Origin of the sequence: Kribbella sp. NPDC049174, from assembly GCF_043197365.1 — a bacterium.
Taxonomy (GTDB): Bacteria; Actinomycetota; Actinomycetes; order Propionibacteriales; family Kribbellaceae; genus Kribbella.
Genome location: NZ_JBICSZ010000004.1, coordinates 325,327 through 343,904, shown reverse-complemented (window position 1 = coordinate 343,904; position 18,578 = coordinate 325,327). Strand labels below are relative to the sequence as shown.

General features: G+C 68.6%; 17 protein-coding genes. 9 read left to right on the top strand and 8 right to left on the bottom strand.

The window, feature by feature from the left end; translation table 11 throughout:
• Positions 1–2: 2 nt before the first annotated feature.
• A complete protein-coding gene (locus tag ACGFIF_RS23665) occupies positions 3–1,163 on the bottom strand; it encodes a citrate/2-methylcitrate synthase (RefSeq protein ID WP_393157305.1) in 1,161 nt (386 codons plus the stop codon).
• A gap of 74 nt (positions 1,164–1,237) precedes the next feature.
• Here ACGFIF_RS23665 and ACGFIF_RS23660 point away from each other — a divergent pair, with 74 nt between their 5' ends.
• Complete coding sequence (locus ACGFIF_RS23660) at positions 1,238–2,377, top strand: citrate/2-methylcitrate synthase (RefSeq protein WP_393157304.1); 1,140 nt, start codon at positions 1,238–1,240, stop codon at positions 2,375–2,377.
• A 44-nt stretch (positions 2,378–2,421) separates the two neighbouring features.
• Here the strand turns inward: ACGFIF_RS23660 and ACGFIF_RS23655 are convergent, their stop codons facing one another.
• A complete protein-coding gene (locus ACGFIF_RS23655) occupies positions 2,422–3,864 on the bottom strand; it encodes a flavin-containing monooxygenase (protein ID WP_393157302.1) in 1,443 nt (480 codons plus the stop codon).
• Between the two features lie 196 nt (positions 3,865–4,060).
• Here ACGFIF_RS23655 and ACGFIF_RS23650 point away from each other — a divergent pair, with 196 nt between their 5' ends.
• On the top strand, positions 4,061–4,432 hold the full coding sequence (locus tag ACGFIF_RS23650; protein ID WP_393157301.1) for a YciI family protein: 372 nt from the start codon (positions 4,061–4,063) through the stop codon (positions 4,430–4,432).
• An 81-nt stretch (positions 4,433–4,513) separates the two neighbouring features.
• Positions 4,514–5,737 (top strand): RNA polymerase sigma factor, encoded by a 1,224-nt coding sequence (locus ACGFIF_RS23645; RefSeq protein WP_393157300.1) that lies wholly within the window; start codon positions 4,514–4,516, stop codon positions 5,735–5,737.
• Positions 5,738–5,851: 114 nt separating this feature from the next.
• Here ACGFIF_RS23645 and ACGFIF_RS23640 read toward each other — a convergent pair whose 3' ends face one another.
• Positions 5,852–6,295 (bottom strand): MerR family transcriptional regulator, encoded by a 444-nt coding sequence (locus ACGFIF_RS23640; RefSeq protein ID WP_393157298.1) that lies wholly within the window; start codon positions 6,293–6,295, stop codon positions 5,852–5,854.
• A gap of 24 nt (positions 6,296–6,319) precedes the next feature.
• On the opposite strand from ACGFIF_RS23640, the gene ACGFIF_RS23635 reads away from it, so the two are divergent.
• Positions 6,320–7,723 (top strand): MFS transporter, encoded by a 1,404-nt coding sequence (locus ACGFIF_RS23635; protein WP_393157297.1) that lies wholly within the window; start codon positions 6,320–6,322, stop codon positions 7,721–7,723.
• Here the strand turns inward: ACGFIF_RS23635 and ACGFIF_RS23630 are convergent.
• Both ACGFIF_RS23630 and ACGFIF_RS23625 read right to left on the bottom strand, forming a co-directional pair.
• Positions 7,664–8,653, bottom strand: coding sequence for a sigma-70 family RNA polymerase sigma factor (locus ACGFIF_RS23630; RefSeq protein WP_393157295.1), 990 nt, complete (start codon positions 8,651–8,653; stop codon positions 7,664–7,666). The genes ACGFIF_RS23635 and ACGFIF_RS23630 overlap by 60 nt on opposite strands.
• On the bottom strand, positions 8,653–9,558 hold the full coding sequence (locus ACGFIF_RS23625; protein ID WP_393157293.1) for an alpha/beta hydrolase: 906 nt from the start codon (positions 9,556–9,558) through the stop codon (positions 8,653–8,655). The genes ACGFIF_RS23630 and ACGFIF_RS23625 overlap by 1 nt, the downstream gene beginning before the upstream one ends.
• 84 nt (positions 9,559–9,642) lie before the next feature.
• On the opposite strand from ACGFIF_RS23625, the gene ACGFIF_RS23620 reads away from it, so the two are divergent.
• Together ACGFIF_RS23620 and ACGFIF_RS23615 are read left to right on the top strand one after the other, a co-directional pair.
• Positions 9,643–10,041 carry a DUF4870 domain-containing protein gene (locus tag ACGFIF_RS23620; RefSeq protein WP_393157292.1) on the top strand — a complete coding sequence of 133 codons (399 nt, stop codon included), beginning with the start codon at positions 9,643–9,645 and terminating at the stop codon, positions 10,039–10,041.
• A 42-nt stretch (positions 10,042–10,083) separates the two neighbouring features.
• Entirely contained in the window at positions 10,084–10,914 is an 831-nt protein-coding gene (locus tag ACGFIF_RS23615) for a phosphotransferase family protein (protein ID WP_393157291.1), read from the top strand.
• On the opposite strand, the gene ACGFIF_RS23610 is transcribed toward ACGFIF_RS23615, so the two are convergent.
• The 3 genes from ACGFIF_RS23610 to ACGFIF_RS23600 form a co-directional block, all read right to left on the bottom strand.
• Positions 10,907–11,782, bottom strand: a complete 876-nt coding sequence (locus tag ACGFIF_RS23610; protein WP_393157289.1) for a GNAT family N-acetyltransferase — start codon at positions 11,780–11,782, stop codon at positions 10,907–10,909. The genes ACGFIF_RS23615 and ACGFIF_RS23610 overlap by 8 nt on opposite strands.
• A 37-nt stretch (positions 11,783–11,819) precedes the next feature.
• Positions 11,820–14,072: a 1,4-alpha-glucan branching protein GlgB gene (glgB, locus tag ACGFIF_RS23605; protein WP_393157287.1), complete on the bottom strand. Its 2,253-nt coding sequence runs from the start codon at positions 14,070–14,072 to the stop codon at positions 11,820–11,822.
• 101 nt (positions 14,073–14,173) lie between these two features.
• The gene (locus ACGFIF_RS23600) at positions 14,174–15,226 is read right to left on the bottom strand and encodes a LacI family DNA-binding transcriptional regulator (protein WP_393157664.1); all 1,053 of its coding nucleotides are present in this window, start codon (positions 15,224–15,226) and stop codon (positions 14,174–14,176) included.
• A gap of 248 nt (positions 15,227–15,474) precedes the next feature.
• Between ACGFIF_RS23600 and ACGFIF_RS23595 the strand changes: the two genes are divergently transcribed.
• Genes ACGFIF_RS23595 through ACGFIF_RS23585 form a run of 3 tightly spaced genes read left to right on the top strand, consistent with a single transcriptional unit; the run spans position 15,475 to position 18,573 of the window.
• On the top strand, positions 15,475–16,761 hold the full coding sequence (locus ACGFIF_RS23595) for an ABC transporter substrate-binding protein (RefSeq protein WP_393157285.1): 1,287 nt from the start codon (positions 15,475–15,477) through the stop codon (positions 16,759–16,761).
• Positions 16,758–17,708 (top strand): carbohydrate ABC transporter permease, encoded by a 951-nt coding sequence (locus tag ACGFIF_RS23590; protein WP_393157284.1) that lies wholly within the window; start codon positions 16,758–16,760, stop codon positions 17,706–17,708. Before ACGFIF_RS23595 ends, ACGFIF_RS23590 begins: the two co-directional genes overlap by 4 nt.
• Positions 17,695–18,573, top strand: a complete 879-nt coding sequence (locus tag ACGFIF_RS23585) for a carbohydrate ABC transporter permease (protein WP_393157282.1) — start codon at positions 17,695–17,697, stop codon at positions 18,571–18,573. Before ACGFIF_RS23590 ends, ACGFIF_RS23585 begins: the two co-directional genes overlap by 14 nt.
• The last annotated feature ends 5 nt before the right edge of the window (positions 18,574–18,578 follow it).

The following is an 18,578-nucleotide window of genomic DNA, read 5'->3' as shown; positions in this document are numbered from 1 at the left end:
GCTCAGCCGGTCTGACCGGTGTAGATGCCCAACGCCCGGAAGCGCAGAGCCGGCGCCGCGTACTCCTCCAGCGCATGTGCGGTCCATCCGATGATCCGCGCCAGCGCGAACAACGCGTCGCCGGCATCTGCCCGGAACTCGAAGGCATGCATCATCGCCGCCACGGCGAGATCGCTGTTCGGGAACGACGGCATCCGCGCGGCCAGGACCTGAATCGTCTCGACCACCGGGTGGTCGCCGAGCATGCCGAGCAGCACCTCGGCGCGCGGATCCCGCTCCCGGTAGATCCGGTGGCCGAATCCCGGCACCGGTTCTCCCGACCGGAGCTGATCCGACAAGGCCTGGAGCGGGTCCCGCTGGGCTCTTTCGAGGAACTCGTACGCCAGGGTCGGTGCGGCGCCGTGGTACTGCCCGTCCAGCGCGCCCAGCCCGGCCGACACCACGGCGTACAGATTCGCCCGGGCGCTGGCCGCCACTCGGGCTGCGACTGTCGACACCGCCAGCCCGTGGTCCGCCAGAAGGATCAGCGCGGCCTCCAGCACCTCCGGCCGGGGCGGGTGCGGCGAGAGCTTCGGCCACAGCCTCTTGCCCAACGAGTCCTGGGCGCCTGCCGGCCGCCCTGGCAGAGCAGCAACCAGTACGCCGATCAGCTTCTCCGCGGCGATGACCACCGACCGCAGTGTCAGGTCGAACCGCATCTGATCGGCGGCTCCTAGTACGGCGACCGCGACTCGGAGTTGGTCGGTCAGGCGGGCCGAATCCGGGAGGACGCTCATCGCCGATCGGGCGAGCTGGACGGAATCAGCCGGCGCCGGGAACACGTGGCGCTTGGTCAGCTCACCGGTCCAGAGCAGGTGGGCGACCGATTCGACGGTCTGGTCGGTTGCGAGCTGCCGGACCGAGTGGCCGCGGTAGTACAGCTCGTCGTCCTGCAGGAGCGTGAGCTCGGACTCGATCTGCTCGACGACGCCGGAGTGCTCCACGGACTTGCTGGCCAGCCGCTCGACGTCCGCGGCCGCGAAGAGGCTGCCACGCCGGCCGCGGGCCCGGACGCTCGTCAGCAAACCACGGCTCACGTACGCGTAGATCGTCTCCGGCTTCACCTTCAGCTTCCGCGCGACCTCGGCCGTGGTCAGGTAATTCTCGTCACTCTGCTGACTCATCCAGCGCTCCTCCGCGCACTTATGTTGACTGGATCAACATTGACAATACTTGATTGCCTGTCAACCCTGAAGATATGTCAACAACGATCAATGTTCCGCCTGGCCTGCGCAACGTCGTCGTCACCGAGACGACCCTCGGCGATGTCCGCGGTGACGAAGGGTTCTACCACTACCGCCAGTACTCGGCGATCGATCTCGCCAAGTCGAAGACGCTCGAAGACGTCTGGTTCCTGATGTTCGAGGAGCATCTCCCGACCACCGAGGAGCGCGACCGCTTCGTCGCCGAGGTGGCGGCGTTGCGCGTGCTGCCGGACGAGGTTCGCACGGTGCTGCCGGCGATCGCGACCGCCGGGCCGTCGTTCAACCCGCTGGCCGGTCTCCGCACCGCGTTGTCGCTACTGGCCGCCGTACGGAGTCTCCCGCCGTTGTGGGACGCGGACCCGGTACGGCGGAAGGCCGACGCGATGCTGGTGTGCGCGGTGACGCCGACGATCCTGGCGGCGCTGTATCGCCTGCGTGAAGGACAGGAACCGCTCGAGCCACGTGCCGACCTCACCGCCGCGGCGAACTGGCTGTACATGGTGACCGGCGCCGAGCCGAGCGCCGTACAGGCCGCTGCGATCGAGCACTACCTGGTCGCGACCGTGGACCACGGGTTCAACGCGTCGACGTTCACCGCCCGCGTGATCGCGTCGACGGGTGCCGATGTCGTGGCGGCCATCGCCGGTGCGATCGGCGCCTTCTCGGGACCGCTGCACGGTGGTGCGCCGGACCGGGCGCTGGCCAGCCTGGACGAGATCGGCACGCCTGACCGCATCGACGCGTGGGTGCGCGCGAAGGTGTCGGCAGGCGACCGGATCATGGGCTTCGGGCACGCGGTCTACCGGACCGAGGACCCGCGGTCGCTGATGCTGCGCGACATCGCCCGCGGCCTGGGCGGGGATCTGGTGGACTTCGCCACCACCGTGGAGCAGCGCATCGTCGACGTACTCGCCGAGCTCAAGCCGGGCCGCAACCTCTACGCCAACGTCGAGTTCTACGCCGGCGTGGTGATGGAGCTGTGCGGCCTGCCGCGCCCGATGTTCACGCCCACCTTCACGGTCAGCCGCGTCATCGGCTGGTCCGCCAACATCCTCGAGCAGGCCACCGACCCCAAGATCATCCGCCCCATCGCGACCTACGTCGGTCCGCAGCCACCGGTTCCGGTCGGGTAGCCGGCGGGAGTGCGGCCGCTCGTCCCAGCGGCCGCCTCGCCTGCTCAGGCAGCGGGTTTGAACCGCATCGACTCGTCGGTGATCGGTCCGAAGCGGAGCAGAACCAGATCGCGGGGATAGTTCTGGCGGAGGCGCCAGGGCCCGCGGGTGCCCTGGCGGGGGAGGACCGACGCGGCTCGCTGGATGTAGCCGGAGGACAGGTCGACCACCGGACGGCGTGGGGCGTCGTACTCGGACTGGTCGATCTCGGGCACGCAGATGCTGGTGCCGGTGGCGGTGAGGTGGTTGAGCAAGCGGCAGACGTACTGCGACGTCAGGTCGGAGCGGAGCGTCCAGGAGTTGTTGGTGTAGCCGATGCACCAGGCAAGGTTCGGTACGCCGCTCAGCATCATCCCCTTGTAGACAAAGGTGTCGTGCGGATCCACCGCCTGCCCGTCGACCGTCAGCTGGATGTTGCCGAGTGCAACCATGCGCAGTCCGGTCGCGGTGACGACCAGATCGGCCTCCAGTTCCTGACCGGACCGCAGCCGCAGACCGGTCGGGATGAAGGTCTCGATCTCGTCCGTGACCACGGAGGCCGAGCCGTCACCCAGGACCTCGAACAGGTCCGCGTCCGGCACCAGACAGAGCCGCTGGTCCCATGGCTTGTAGCGCGGGGTGAAGTGCGGGTCCACGGGGATCGAGTCCGGCAGTTGCCTGGCCACTGTGCTGTTCAGGAGCCAAGCAGCGTGCGCCGGCCACCTCCGGAAAGCGCTGTAGACCGCCGAACTGAAGAGGACGTTCTTGCCCCTGATCAGCCGGTGTGCGAGCTTCTCAGGCAGTACGGCGCGCAGCCGGTCGGAGAACGCGTCGTGAGCCGGTCTGGACGCGACGTAGCTCGGTGAGCGCTGCAGCATCGTCACGTGCTCCGCCGTTCGAGCCATAGCCGGCACCAGCGTGACAGCCGTTGCACCGCTGCCTACGACCACTACTCGCTGACCGGTGTAGTCCAAGTCCTCCGGCCAGTGCTGCGGATGCACGACCTGCCCTTGGAACTCGCTCTGCCCCGGAAAGTCGACCACATAGCCCGAGTCGTAGTCGTAGTAGCCGCTGCACACATACAGGAACGAGCACGTGTACGACTCCTGTGTCGTCTCCACGGTCCACCGCGCATCCGCCGACGACCACGACGCCCGTACGACGCGCTGCCCGAAGCGGATGTGCTTGTCGATGCCGTAGGTGGACGCGGTCTCGTGCAGGTACTCCAGGATCGACGGCCCGTCCGCGATCGCCTTCGCCGCCGTCCACGGGTGGAACGGGAAGCCGAGGGTGAACATGTCGGAGTCGGACCGGATCCCGGGGTAGCGGAACAGGTCCCAGGTGCCGCCGATGCTGTCGCGCGCCTCGAGGACGGCGTACGTCCGGTCCGGGCACTGGGTCTGGAGTCGGTAGGCGGCGCCGATCCCGGACAGGCCGGCCCCGACGACAAGGACGTCCAGGTGCTCCATGAATGCCTCCTGGGTTCCTGTTGAGTTCCTGGTCAAGGTTACGTGCCGTGGGCACGATGGTGCTGTTCGTGTCCGCCACGTCACAGGAGGTGAGCCGGAAACATGACTGCGAAGTTTGTCGCCGGTGCTGTCGATTCCCCCTGCCGCCGATCGTCAGCAGTATGTCCAGTACAAGCCCGACACAAGGGAGCCGGAGATGGCGCAGTACGTGTTCTTGCTGTACGACAGCGAAGACTGGTTCGACAACCTCACGCCGGAGGAGTGGCAGCAGGCGATGAAGCTGCACGGTGCCTTCATGGAGGCCGTGGAGAAGGCCGGCGCGCGGGTCCTCGGCGGGGAGGCGCTGGAGCGGTCGACCACTGCCAGCACGGTGCGGCAGCGCGAGGGTGCCGAGCCGCTGGTCACCGACGGTCCGTTCATCGAGACCAAGGAGGCCCTGGGCGGTTACTACGTGGTCGAGGCCCGCGATCTCGACCAGGCCCTCGAGCTCGCCAAGGTGTGCCCGTCGGGGAACGTCGAGGTCCGCCCCGTCATGGACACCTCGTCGGATGCCGAGCCCCCGGCCTGACATGTCACCGCAGCCGGGTGCTCCGACGGCCGTTCCGCCGTCGGCGCACCCGCCTGCCCGGGGGTGAGTGAGGTGGCGCCGGTGTCGGTGGTCGAGGTCGCTCGGGCAGTCGATCGGGCGCACCGGGAGAGTTGGTCGACGGTGCTCGCGTCGGTGGTGCGGCTGACCCGGGATCTGGATCTGGCCGAGGACTGCACGCAGGACGCGTTCGTGCAGGCGTTGCGGACCTGGCCGGACGGGCTGCCGACGAACCCGGGCGGTTGGCTGACCACGGTCGCGCGAAGGCTCGCGCTGGATCGGATGCGGCGGGAGACGAACCTGCGACGGAAGCTCCCGTTGCTGGTGGAGGATCCGCTCACACCGGGCGACGACGAGCAGCCGACGGATCCGCTCCGGCTGGTGTTCACCTGCTGCCACCCGGCGCTGGCGCGGGATTCGCAGGTCGCCTTGACGTTGCGGCTGATCTGCGGCCTGACCACCCGGGAGGTGGCGGCCGGGCTGCTGATCAGTGAGCCGACTGCAGCCGCCCGGATCACCCGGGCGAAGAAGAAGATCGCAGCGGCCTCGATCCCGTACCGGATCCCGGCCGATGACGAGTTGCCGGCTCGGCTGGACGCCGTACTGACGGTTGTGCATCTCGTGTACACGGCCGGGCATGTGGCGGCAGGGTCCGAGCTGACTCGCGCGGACCTGACCGGGCGGGCGGTCGAGTTGGCGCGGCTGCTCGTGCGGTTGATGCCGACAGAGGCTGAGCCGCAGGCGTTGCTGGGACTGCTGTTGATGACGGAGGCGCGCGGTGGTGCGCGGCTGAGCGAGGACGGGGAGTTGGTGCTACTGGCGGATCAGGACAGGTCGCGGTGGGACATCCGGCTGCTGGCCGAAGGTGTGTCGAGGGCGACGACCGCGCTGGAGCGGGGACAAGGGCGGTTCGCGCTGCAGGCAGCCGTGGCTGGGCTGCATGTGACCGCGCCGTCGTGGGAGAAGACGGACTGGGGTCAGGTCGTGCGGATGTACGACGCCATGATGGTCAGCTGGCCGACCCCCATCGTCGCCCTCAACCGAGCCGCCGCGCACAGCCTCGTCCCCGGCGCCGACCTGGACACCGTCCTCGCCGAGCTGGATGCCCTCGGCAACGAGCCCGCCCTCAAGACCTACGCCTACCTTCCCGCCGCCCGCGCCGACGTTCTCGCCCGCCTCGGCCGCACCGACGAAGCAGCCGACGCCTACAAGACCGCCATCACCCTCACCGCCAACGAAACCGAACGCCGCTTCCTCACCCACCGCCTCGCCACCCTGCCCGCTTGACTGCCCGGCCCGCCCGGATCGCCGGCCCCCGGCCCGCCCGGATCGCCCGGATCGTCCGGCTCGCCCGGACCGGCTGGATCGCCCGGAGTGCCCGTATCGCTCGGCTTGATGTGGTCAGCGGGCGGAGTCGCTGTGGTCGGCGGGTGCCCACAGGAGGTCGGCGGTGCCGGCTTGGAGGCGGCCTCGGTAGACGTCGATCTTGTGGTCGATCAGTTCGAGGTTGTCCTGGAGTTCGGCGAGTTTCGCGAGGACCTCGGCGCGGTGGGATTCGAGGAGTTCCAGGCGGTCCTTCTCGTTACCGCGGCCGGCCGAGACGAGTTCGGCGTACCGGCGGATGGTCCGGATCGGCATACCGGTGGCGCGCAGCCGGGTGCAGACCTTGATCCAGTCCAGGTCCAACTGCCGGTAGCGGCGGCGGTTGCCGGCCGTTCGGTCGACGGTGGTGACCACCAGCCCGGCGCGTTCGTAGTACCGCAGGGTGTGGACGCTCACGCCGGTACGACGGGCGGCCTCGGCGATGCTCATCCCGGTCCCGGCGGGTTCATTGACTTCGAGCACGCTCTAAATCCTAGCGTCGTGGACATGAGTGCTCCACCGCTTCCGACCACCGCCCCGCGTGAGCTCAGCCGGCGCCGTCGCCTCGGCGTGCTCGCGATCTGCTGCGCCAGCATCATCGTCGTGGTGATGGACATGTCCATCGTCAACGTCGCCCTGCCGTCGGTTCGCGCCGACTTCGATGCCTCGATCTCCGAGCTCCAGTGGACGGTGGACGCCTACACGCTGGTCCTCGCGAGCTTCCTGCTCCTGGCCGGTTCCACCGCCGACCGGATCGGTCGCCGCCGGGTGTTCCTGACCGGGCTCGTCGTGTTCGGTCTCGGCTCCCTGCTCTGCGGCCTCGCACCGGGTGTCGGCTGGCTGATCGGCGCACGGACGTTGCAGGCCGTCGGCGCGACGATGCTGAACCCGGTCGCGATGGCGATCGTCGCCACCACCTTCCCGGACCGGACCGAGCGAGCCAGGGCCATCGGGGTGTTCGGCGCGATGTCCGGTCTGGCCTTGGCCTTGGGCCCGATCCTCGGCGGTGCGCTGGTCGACGGCTTCGGGTGGCGCGCCGTGTTCTGGATCAACTTGCCGATCGTCGCGGCGGCGCTGGTCTGCACCGCCCTGTTCGTACCGGAGTCCCGCGCGGCCCGCGTCCGCCGGGCCGATCCGATCGGACAGGTTCTGGTGATCCTCGTCCTCGGCAGTGTCGTCTCCGCGATCATCGAGGCCGGCGGCCTGGGCTGGACCTCGCCGGTGATCCTCGGTCTGCTGCTGGTCGCCGTACTCGCCGCGGTCGGCATCGGTGTCTACGAGCCACGCAGAGCTGATCCGCTGCTGGAGTTGGGGTTGTTCCGCAGCGTCCCGTTCAGTTCTGCCATCTTGATGGCACTCTTCGCCCTCTGCGGATTCGGTGCCTTCCTGTTCGTCACGACGCTGTACCTGCAGAACATCCGCGGTCTCTCGGCGCTCACCGCCGGGCTCTGCCTGCTCCCGGTGGGAGAAGTGATCATGGTCCTGTCGCCGTTGACCGGCCGCGTGGTCGGTGCGCGAGGTCCCCGCGTTCCGTTGGTGATCGCCGGCGCTGCCCTGGCCCTGGGCGCCGCCGCATCACTCTGGATCGAGCCGACGACGCCGCTTCCCGCTGTGCTGGCGATCTACCTGTTCTTCGGCCTGTTCCTGAGCGCGGTCAACCCACCGATCACCAACACCGCGATCTCCGGAATGCCCACGTCCATGGCCGGCCTGGCCGCCTCCGTCGCCTCGTCCGCCCGCCAGACCGGCACCACGCTCGGGGTGGCTGTCGCCGGCACGATCGTGGGCTCGGCTGCCAACCGGCAGGCCTTCACGGCCGCCGAACACCGAGTGTGGTGGACAGTCCTCGCACTAGGCCTCGGCATCCTCGGTCTGGCGTTCCTGAGCTCCACCGGGACAGCTGAGCGGTAGCCCGAACTTGGCCACGAGGCCGGGCGTGCCGAAGACGTGGATGTGGGTGAGGCCGGTCGAGGTGGGGGTGAGCACAGCAAGCCCGAAGGCCTGGTAGGTCCCACCGGCGTCGCGGAGATAGGCGGCAGCCGCCGGCTGACCGTTGGCCACCGTGCCGATCATCCGCCAGTCGCCGGGGGAGCCGACCGCCGTCGCCAGGAGGCGCAGACACGTCACGCGGCCGGAGAACCAGGTCGAGGTGCCGACCAGTTCGATGGCCGCGTCGGCGCGGAGGGCTCGTTCGAGGGCCGCGATATCGGCATTCTCGAAGCCGGCGATGTACTCGGCGAGCAGCGCCCGGGCCTGTGGGTCTGTTGGCTCGATGACGTCCGAGCGTTCCGGAGCCGTCTCGTCGAGGCGAGCCCGGGCGCGCTGCAGGGTGCTCTTCACCGCCGCGACCGTGGTGTCGAGCATCGTGGCGACCTCAGCGGCGGGGAAGGCGAGCACCTCGCGCAGGATCAGTACAGCGCGCTGCTTCGGCGGGAGGTATTGCAGAGCGGCGATCAGCGCCAGCCGCAGACTTTCCCGGGTGGTCACGATCGTCGCCGGATCGGAAACGACCAGCGCATCCGGGATCGGCTCCACCCACCCGACCTCGGTCTCGGTGCCGGCCGCAGCAGGGTCGTCGCTGGGACCACCGAGACCGGACGGGAGCGCCCGCCTGCCGCGCTGCTCGAGCGCGGTCAGGCAGGCGTTGGTGGCGATGCGGTAGAGCCAGACCCGCAGCGAAGAGCGGCCTTCGAAGGCCGCGTACGAGCGCCACGCCCGCAGGTACGTCTCCTGCACCAGATCCTCGGCCTCGTCCACCGAGGCGAGCATCCGGTAGCAGTGCGCCAGCAGTTCCTTGCGGAATGGTTCGGTACGGCGCTCGAACTCGGCCTTCCCCGTCATCACGGCTCCCTGTGTAGCACCGGCCGCAGCCACGCGGCCATCCGCTGAATGGCGTCGTCGGCCTCGGGAGCGCGGCCGGCCGCCATCTGGAAGGTGTGCTGCATGTCGGGGAAGACATCGAGCCGCGCCTCGACACCTGCCTTACGGGCGTGTTCGTAGAGCAGTCGCGCGTCGTCGACCAGCACCTCGTCCCCGCCGACCTGGATGTAGATCGGGCCGAACCCGGTCAGATCGCCGTGCAGCGGGTTGACCAGCGGATCGCGGGGATCGCCTCCCGCGCCGACGTACATGGTGGCGAGGTCGCGGACGAGATCCCGGTGGAAGAAGGCATCCCGGTCCCGGTTGGCGTCGTACGAGTCGCCGGTGACCTCCATGTCGACCCAGGGGGAGAACGGCAGCGCGGCGGCCGGTAGTGGCAGGCCCTGCTCCCGGGCGCGCAGTTGGGTGGTGATGACGAGCCCGCCACCGCAGGAGTCGCCGGCGAACGCGATCCGGGCCGGATCGACGCCCTGATCGAGCAGCCAGCGGTAGACCGCGGTCGCATCGTCGACCTGAGCCGGGTGCGTGTGCTCAGGCGCCAGGCGGTAGTCGAAGACCAGAGCCCGCGCGCCGACCGCCTTGGCGAGGTGGCCGAACATCTTCCGGTGCGAGTAGATCGACCCGCTGAGGAACCCGCCGCCGTGCATGCACAGCAGCACCCGATCCGGTACGGCGTCCTTCGGCACGATCCACAACCCGGACACCTCGCTGACCGAGAGGTAGTCCACATCGCGAGGCTCGCCCGTCAGACCGGCCCAGGCGTGGTCGGCGGTCTCTCGGTCGGGTTGCTCCGCCACCGGCAGTTGACTGGTTCGGCGAGCCGCCGCCCAGTGCCGTACGACCGCCTCTGACTGCTTGCTCGGCATCCTTGCCGTCCCTTCCTCGATGAGCATTCCCCTGTACAGACCAGGGGCGGGGCGAAAAGGAATCGGTGACGAGGTGTGCCTGGCGTGCTTGACTGGAGTATGAGTGCGCCTGGTGCCGGGCCGCCGCTGTCGGCCTCGGAAGAGCGGACGTGGGGGATGGTGGCTCACGTCGGGGTGTTCGTCGCGGCCTGGTTCGCGATGGGGTTCCTGTGCCCGCTGGTGATCTGGCTGGTGTACCGGTACCGGTCCGATTTCGTCCGCCGGCATGCGCTGGAGTCGCTGAACTTCCAGCTGTCGCTGCTGATCTACACCGCGATCGCGGTGGTGCTGATCCTGATCACGTTCGGCCTGGGCGTGCTGATCATCATCCCGCTGGTGGTGATCGGGGCGATCGCGGCGCTGGTGGTGATCGTCCTGGCCACGATGGCGGCCTCCAGCGGCCACGAGTACCGCTACCCGCTGACGATCCGGCTGGTGCGTTAATCCGGTTGGACCGGCAGTCACCCTTTTGGCAGAGTTCCGGGCGTGGAGCTGATCGGCCAGGGGATGGAAGGTGCCGTCTACGACCTCGGTGACGGCCGGGTCCGCAAGATCTGGTTCGATCGGCGGCCCGACGACGTACGGCCGCTGAAGGCGTTCCTCGACGAGTTGCCGCCGCTCCCGTTCCGGACGCCGCGGATCCACGCAATCACCGCGGACGCCGACGGGCAGGCGGTCAGCGAGGAGGACCTGCTGACCGGCACCGCATTGCACGAGACCGACGTCAGCGAGGAGCAAGCGCTCGACGCGTTCGTCGCCGTGGTCGAGGCACTCGGCACGACCGTCGCGGGTCCGGCGAGCAAGGCGCTCCCGGTCCTGAACCAGCCGTTCTGGCGCGACGACCTGTCCTGGGGCGAGGCGCTGGCAGCCCTGGTACGACGACGTGCCGCCGAATCACACCGCCATCTTGAGCGCGATGTACCCGACTTCGACAACCTCCTCGAGACCCTGACCGCCCGGCTGGCGACGATCGAGCCGGACCGGCTGAGCGTCGTACACGGTGACATCTGCCCGCCCAACCTGCTGATGGACGGGCCGCGGACGGCCGCGGTGCTGGACTGGGGTTTCTACTCGACGGCCGGTGACAACACCTTCGACGCCGCGCTGGCCGCCGGGTTCTTCGACATGTACGGCCCGGACGCGCAGCGGCTCGACAATCTGCTGCTCGACCGGTTCGAGCGGCTCGGGCACGACCGGCAGCGGATGTACCTGTACCGGGCGGCCTACGCCATCACCACCGCGACGATCTACGACGCCGACGCCGACGACGGTCACTACGTCTGGTGCGTCGGCCACCTCAACAGACTGCCTAGATGATCGACTCTCCGTCACGCAGGTGGTGAAGCGTGGAAGGGTCGGCGAGGATCAGCGGCAGCCGGCGCACATTCAGCGGTGAGACCAGCCCTGCCAGCTCGTCCGGTGCATGCCACGCCACGCCACGGATCTCGAAGCCGTCGGGTTGCAGTGTGTCCACCAGCGACGGGTCGTGAACGCCACCGTCGTACAGGATCTCGACGGCGTCACCCCAGCCCTCCCAGCGGGGTAGCCAGTCGATCGCGAGGACGCCGACCAGCGGCAAGGCGACTCCCAGTTCCTCGTGCATCTCCCGGGACGCCCCGGTCGCGGGATCCTCGTCCGGCTCGACCACGCCGCCGGGCAGCTCCAGATCCTTCTTGTAGCTGACCTGACACAGCAACACCCGGCCAGACGTGTCCCGCACGATCACGTGCGCGATCACTCGCTTCTTGGGCAGCGCCGAGTCCATCAGGGCGGTCCAGCCCGTCAACGTGTCCGGGCGCGGGTCGTCCTTCCGCATCCCGTACACAGCGACGTCGCGGCGTTCGTCGTCCACCAGTGCGGCACCACGCAGCACGCCCTCGCGCCGGAAGCCGGACCGGATCGCGACTCGGGCGGACGCATGGAGCTCCGGGTCCACCTCGACCTGCAGCCGCTCCAGCCCGAGCTCACCGAAGGCGTACTCGGTCACCAGCCGGACGGCCCGCTGCGCGACCTCGGGCCCGCCGTCCATCGCCCACGTGACCACCCCGACACCGTGGGTGGTCCGCCGGATCTCGACCGTGCCGACCGATCCGCCGTGCTCGACGTCGAAGATCACCAGGTGCGGATCGTCTTGCGACGGTCGCAGGGTCAACTCACCATCGGTCAGTGGATGTACGGCGGTCACCCGGTGAACGCTACCCGGTGCCGCCGAACACTCAACCTCACGGGTTGTAGCGGAGGTAGACCGTGGACAGGGGTGGAACGGACAGTTCGGTGCTGGTTTCCATGCCGTGCCAGCCGGGGCCGTGGGCGTCGACCGCGCCGAAGTTACCGACACCCGAGCCGCCGTAGACGTCGGCGTCGGTGTTGACCGCCTCCTGCCACTGGCCGCGGTACGGCAGGCCGAGCCGGTAGCCGTGGTGCGGGATGGCCGAGAAGTTGGAGACGCAGGCGATGGCGGGTTCGCCGTCGTCGCCGTACCGGACGAAGGAGAACACGTTGTTACCGGCGTCGTTGGCGTCGATCCAGCTGAACTTCTCCGGCGAGTGGTCGGTCCGCCAGAGTGCCGCGGTGTCGCGGTAGACGCCGTTCAGGTCGCGGACCAGTTGCTGCAGGCCGCGGTGATCGGCGTGGTCCAGCAGCCACCAGTCGAGCTCGCCCTTCTCGGACCACTCCGACTCCTGGCCGAACTCACAGCCCATGAACAGCAACTGCTTGCCCGGGTGCGCCCACATCATCGCCAGGTACGCGCGCAGGTTGGCCAGCTGCTGCCAGCGGTCGCCCGGCATCTTGCGCAGCAGCGAACCCTTGCCGTGCACAACCTCGTCGTGGGACAGCGGCAGGACGAAGTTCTCCGAGTAGGCGTACATCATCGAGAACGTCAGCTCGTGGTGGTGGTACTGCCGGTGGACCGGCTCGTGCTCCAGGTAGCGCAGCGAGTCGTTCATCCAGCCCATGTTCCACTTGAAGCCGAACCCGAGTCCGCCCAGGTGCGTGTCCCGGGTGACGCCCGGCCACGAGGTGGACTCCTCGGCCACGGTGATGACCCCGGGCACCCGCTTGTAGAGGGTCGCGTTCATCTCCTGCAGGAACGACACCGCCTCCAGGTTCTCGCGGCCGCCGTACTGGTTCGGCACCCACTGGCCCTCGGAGCGGGAGTAGTCGAGGTAGAGCATCGACGCGACCGCGTCCACCCGGAGGCCGTCGATGTGGAACTCCTCGGCCCAGTAGATCGCGTTCGCGACCAGGAAGTTGCGCACCTGCGGCCGGCCGAAGTCGAAGACCAGCGTGCCCCAGTCCGGCTGCTCGCCGCGGCGCGGATCCGGGTGCTCGTACAGCGGCGTCCCGTCGAACCGGGCCAGCGCCCAGGCGTCCTTCGGGAAGTGCGCCGGCACCCAGTCGACGATGACGCCGATCCCGGACTGGTGCAGCCGGTCGACCAGGAAGCGGAAGTCGTCCGGGTCGCCGAAGCGCGAGGTCGGCGCGAAGTACGACGTCACCTGGTAGCCCCAGGAGCCGCCGAACGGGTGCTCCATCACCGGCATCAGCTCGACATGGGTGAAACCCATCTCGTTGACGTAGGCAACGAGCTCGTCGGCCAGCTCACGGTAGGACTTGCCCTTGCGCCACGAGCCGAGGTGCACCTCGTAGACGCTCATCGGCTCGGCGTAGGACTGCGACGCCGTGCGCCGCTCGATCCACTCGGCGTCGTCCCACTCGTACGACGACTCGTGCACGACGGACGCGTTCGCCGGGGGAGTCTCGGCCAGGTTCGCCATCGGGTCGGCCTTCTGCCGCCAGACGCCGTCGCGTCCGCAGATGTCGAACTTGTACCGCGTGCCCGGGCCGACACCCGGGACGAACAGTTCCCACACCCCGGACGAACCGAGTGAGCGCAATGGATGCGCACGGCCGTCCCAGAAGTTGAAGTCCGCGGTCAGGCGGATGCCCTGGGCGTTCGGAGCCCAGACGGCGAACGACGTACCGGTGATGGTTCCGGCTGGGCCGTCGTACCGGCGGACGTGAGCGCCGAGCACGGTCCACAGCAGCTCGTGCCGGCCCTCGCCGATCAGGTGCAGGTCGACCTCGCCGAGCGACGGCAGGTAGCGGTACGGGTCGTCCAGCTCGATCGCGGGACCGTCGGTGTAGGTCACCTCGAGGCGGTAGTCGGGCACCTTGTCGAGATCGAGGACGCCGACCCAGATGCCTTCGAACTCATGCCGCAGCTCGAGCCGCTGGTCGTCGTACAGCACGGTGACGGACAGGGCGAACGGGCGCAGCACGCGGACGGTGACACCGCTGTCGCCGAGATGCGGCCCGAGCACCTGATGAGGATCGTGGAACGTCCCGCCGACCAGTCGCTCCAGCGCCGTCCGATCAACCGGAACCGCTGTCACCACAGGCTCTTCGGCCGCCACCACCGGTGCCTCGAAAGCCCCGGTCGCCGGCCCGGAGTTCTGCTCGCTCGATCCCATAAACCCCATCCTGCCCGATCCGTCGGTCATCTACCGCACCCCCGTACCCGTCGATGCCGGACGTACACAAAGGACGTCCACGACAGGACGTGCACAAGGAGTCAGGAGCGCGGGGCCGCAGTCGACTCGCGGACGATCAGTTCGGGGCGGAACAGCAGCGACTGACCCTTGCTCGGGGAGGAGTCCTCGAGCCGGGCGCGGAGCAGTCCGAACGCCTCGGCAGCCATCTCCGGCATCGGCTGTCGGACGGTGGTCAGCGTGGGTGCGTAGAGGTCGGCGAGCACGATGTCGTCGAAACCGACCACGGACACGTCCCGGGCGACCTCCAGACCGCCGTCGCGAATGCCGCGGCAGACACCGAGCGCGCACATGTCGTTGATCGCCACGATCGCGGTCGGCGGCTCGTCCAGGGCGAGCAGCTCGGCCGCGGCCGCGCGGCCCAGCTCCGAGGCCTCGACATCACCGAAGGCATCCGCGCCGCTGCCGCTCGGCGCCAGCAACGCCTCGGCCGGGTCGAGGCCCGCACGTTCCAGACCGGCGACGAAACCGCGGTGCCGTTCCTTGCGGTTGATGCTGGCCAACGCCCCGGAGACGAAGGCGATCCGGCGGTGTCCCAGCTCGGTGAGGTGCCGGGTGGCCAGCTCGCTGCCGACGGCGTTGTCGACGCTGATGCTCACCAGGGACGCGGGGTCGCCCGCCTGCGCGGTCCGGTCGAAGGCGACCAGCTGAAGCCCTCGCTCGACGAGCGGCATGACGTGCTCGAGGGAGGGGAGTGACGAGCACAGTACGACGCCGTGCACGCCGTCGGCCCAGAGTTCTTCGATGTAGTCGCGCTCGCGGCGGGGATCGCGCTCGGAGTTGCACAGCAGCACGTGATAGCCCTCGGCCAGTGCGGCCGACTCCAGATGCCGGGCCAGCGCACCCCAGAACGGGTTGCCGACCGACGGGACGACCAGCCCGATGGTCTGGTTGCGGCCCGTCCGGAGCTGCCGGGCGGCCCGGTTCGGCCGGTAGCCGAGTGTGTCGATCGCCGTCTCGATCCGCTGCCGGGTCTCCGGCAGCATCCGGTGACTCCGCCCGTTCAGCAGATTCGACACCGTGCTCGGCGAAACGCCGGCCGCCGTCGCCACCTGCTGGATCGTCACCTCTCCCATGGTCACCCCGCGCATTCTTCCCTGAAGCTCACTGTCCTGCCACCGCCCTGCGGCGATCTGGTGTAACGATGCAGCAGATTTCCCTCCAAGTCTAGAACGAAGTCCGGTCATGGCGAGGCCTTGACGTTCATGAATCTCCATCTCTAGCATCGGTGCATCGTTGCACCAGCCGTCATCACCAGCGCCGGTATCGGCGGTAGATCGTTGCACCAATCCATCCCGGTCGCAGCACCACGAAAGGGCGCGCCATGGAGTACACCCGCAGATCAGTCCTGTCCGTCCTCGGCCTCGGCGCGCTCGGCGTCGCCACCGGGTGTGCCGCCTCGCCCGAAGGCGGGCAGGCCGCGGCCGACGGACCGGCCGAGGGCGAGATCACGCTGCTGACCCCGATCTACGAGGGCAGCACCGGCAAGCAGTTGCTGGAGGGCAAGCTGCTGCCGGCGTTCAAGCAGAAGAACCCGAACGTCACGGTCAAGGTCGACTACACGACGTACGCCGCGCTGAACGAGAAGCTCACCACCGGACTGGCCGGCGGCCTGATGCCGGACGTGGTGATGCTCGGCGTCGGCTGGATCCCGCCGTTCGCGCACAAGAAGGTGCTCGCCCCGTTGCCGGAGTCGCTGGCCACCCGGTTCCAGTACGAGCAGCGGGTGCTGGAGCCGTCCCGGTACGACGGGACGCTGTACGCGCTGCCGTTGGTGCTCGACACCCGGATCGTCACCTACCGCAAGGACATGTTCGCCGAGGCGGGGATCAAGCAGCCGCCCAAGGACTGGGCCGAACTGCGCGCGATGGCCAAGGAACTGGCCCGCACGGACGGTTCCGGCAAGCTGAGCCGGGTCGGGTTCGACCCGTTCTCGATCGATCTGCGGCAGTGCTGGGAGACGTTCCTGTTCGCCAACGACGGCAACCTGTTCGACGAGTCGGGCCAGCAGGTCCGGTTCAACGACGAGCGCGGCGTCGAGGCGTTGCAGCTGTTCCTGGACGTGGTGAAGGACAAGTCGGCCGACTTCTCGTTCAAGACCGCGGCCGGTCAGCCCAGCACGCTGGCCCAGGGCCGGTCCGCGATGATGATGGCGAACAACTCCCTGTGGGTGCAGTTGCAGCAGCAGAACCCGGAGTTGCTGAAGGAGGACAAGGTCGGCGCCTTCATCCTGGCCAACAAGGTGCCGGCGATGTTGCAGGGCGGGACCCTGGTGGCCCGCTCGGCCTCGACCAAGCACGCGGCCGCGGCCCAGGCGCTGGTGGAGTTCCTGGGCACGCCCGAGACGATCCTGCCGACCGCCCAGCAGCGCGGTTCGGTGCCCGGTGTGCAGGACCTGCGGACCTCGGACTACGTGAAGAACAACGGCTTCGTGAAGCTTGCCCTGGACAACATGAACAAGGCCAGGTCCGAGGGCGGTACGGCGGCCTGGATGGAGATCCGGGAGAAGATCAAGACCACCCTGGAGACCGCCGTGGTCGGCCAGCGGACCGCCAAGGAAGCCATCGACGAACTGGCGAACCTGAGCAAGGAAGCGATCTCCCGGCTGTGAGCGGAACCGTTGTCTCGATGCCGGAGCGGGTGCGCGAGGCCGCGCCCGGTCCGGCCACCACCCCACCGCGTCGCCGGTTGTCGCGGGGCCGGCGGCGGGCCGGGTTGCTGATGGTCGCGCCGGCGCTGCTGCACTCGACGATCTGGATCGGCATCCCCCTGGTCGCCGCGGTGGTACTGAGCTTCACGTCGTACGACGTGCTGACGCCGCCGCGGTTCGTCGGCCTGGAGAACTTCCGCGACCTGCTCGGCGACGACGTGTTCCGCCGCGCGGTGCTGAACACCAGCGTCTACACCTTCTTCACCGTTCCGGTGGCGATGGGAATCGCGCTGCTGATCGCGTTGATGCTGAACACCAGGCTGAAGGGCCGGGCGATCTTCCGGACCGCGATCTTCATCCCGCAGGTGACCGCGACCATCGCGGTGGCGCTGGTCTGGCTGTGGATCTACGACCCGCGCAGCGGCCTGGCGAACGGGGTGCTGTCGTTCCTGGGTCTGTCCGGGCCGAACTGGCTGTCCTCGACCAGCTGGGCGATGCCGGCGGTGATCGCGGTCGGCATCTGGCAGGGCATCGGCCTGAAGATGCTGATCTACCTGGCCGCGCTGCAGAGCCTGCCGGCCGAGCTGTACGAGGCGGCGTCGGTGGACGGCGCGTCGAAGGTCCGGCAGTTCTTCAGCCTGACCGTGCCGTTGCTGAAACCGGCCACCTTCTTCGTCTTCGTCACCTCGGTGATCGGTGCGTTCCAGTCCTTCGACCAGGTCTACATCCTGACCGACGGCGGCCCGGCCAACAGCACCACGATGATGACGTACGAGATCTACAAGTCCGCGTTCCGGGAGTTCCGGATGGGGTATGCCTGCGCGCAGAGCCTGGTGCTGTTCGCGCTGCTGCTCGTCCTGACGCTGGTGAACCGGCGGATCACCGGAGGCGACCGTGGCTCGCGGTGACATCGGCCGGCCGAGCCCGGGCCGGATCGCGCTCTACCTGACCCTGACCGTGATCTCCGCGGTGATGATCGTCCCGTTCGTCTGGATGCTGCTCACCTCGGTGAAGACCCCGGCCGACATCGCCGCCGCACCGCCCCGGCTGCTGCCGACCGAATGGGCCTTCGGCAACTATGCCGACGCGCTCGAGGCCGCTCCGTTCGCGACGTACGCGCGGAACAGTTTCGTCATCGCGGCCAGCCACACCATCCTCAACGTGGTGATCGCCTCGATGGCCGGGTACGCGCTGGCGCGGCTGCGGTTCCGGGGGAGCACGCTGATCTTCCTCGGTTTCGTCGGGGCGCTGATGATCCCGACGTACACCAAGATCCTGCCCGAGTTCCTGATCGTGCGGTTCATGCCGCTGTTCGGCGGGAACGACATCACCGGTCAGGGCGGCACCGGGTGGCTGGACACCTGGTGGGCCCTCATCATCCCCGGCGCGGTCAGCCCGTTCTCGGTGTTCCTGTTCCGGCAGTTCTACCTCGACCTGCCGGTGGAACTGGAGGAGGCGGCGCGGCTCGACGGTCTCGGTGAGCTGGGCATCTACGCCCGGATCATGACGCCGCTGGTGAAACCCGCGTTCATCACGGTCGCGCTGCTCACCTTCGAGGGGTCGTGGAACAACTTCCTCTGGCCGCTGCTGGTGACCAAGAGCGACAGTCTGCGGGTGATCCAGGTCGGGTTGTCGGTGTTCCGCACCGAGAACGACACGCAGTGGGCCTTCCTGATGGCCGGTACGACGCTGGCCACCGTTCCGATGGTGGTGCTGTTCCTGATCGGGCAGCGCTACTTCGTCCAAGGTTTCGCGACCGCGGGCATCAAATGACAATC

Excerpts from the sequence above, each read along its gene's own strand:
- ACGFIF_RS23665 (WP_393157305.1), bottom strand. The coding sequence starts at position 1,163 with ATGAGTCAGCAGAGTGACGAGAATTACCTGACCACGGCCGAGGTCGCG.
- ACGFIF_RS23660 (WP_393157304.1), top strand. The coding sequence starts at position 1,238 with ATGTCAACAACGATCAATGTTCCGCCTGGCCTGCGCAACGTCGTCGTC.
- ACGFIF_RS23655 (WP_393157302.1), bottom strand. The coding sequence starts at position 3,864 with ATGGAGCACCTGGACGTCCTTGTCGTCGGGGCCGGCCTGTCCGGGATC.
- ACGFIF_RS23650 (WP_393157301.1), top strand. The coding sequence starts at position 4,061 with ATGGCGCAGTACGTGTTCTTGCTGTACGACAGCGAAGACTGGTTCGAC.
- ACGFIF_RS23635 (WP_393157297.1), top strand. The coding sequence starts at position 6,320 with ATGAGTGCTCCACCGCTTCCGACCACCGCCCCGCGTGAGCTCAGCCGG.
- ACGFIF_RS23630 (WP_393157295.1), bottom strand. The coding sequence starts at position 8,653 with ATGACGGGGAAGGCCGAGTTCGAGCGCCGTACCGAACCATTCCGCAAG.
- ACGFIF_RS23625 (WP_393157293.1), bottom strand. The coding sequence starts at position 9,558 with ATGCCGAGCAAGCAGTCAGAGGCGGTCGTACGGCACTGGGCGGCGGCT.
- glgB (WP_393157287.1), bottom strand. The coding sequence starts at position 14,072 with ATGGGATCGAGCGAGCAGAACTCCGGGCCGGCGACCGGGGCTTTCGAG.
- ACGFIF_RS23600 (WP_393157664.1), bottom strand. The coding sequence starts at position 15,226 with ATGGGAGAGGTGACGATCCAGCAGGTGGCGACGGCGGCCGGCGTTTCG.
- ACGFIF_RS23595 (WP_393157285.1), top strand. The coding sequence starts at position 15,475 with ATGGAGTACACCCGCAGATCAGTCCTGTCCGTCCTCGGCCTCGGCGCG.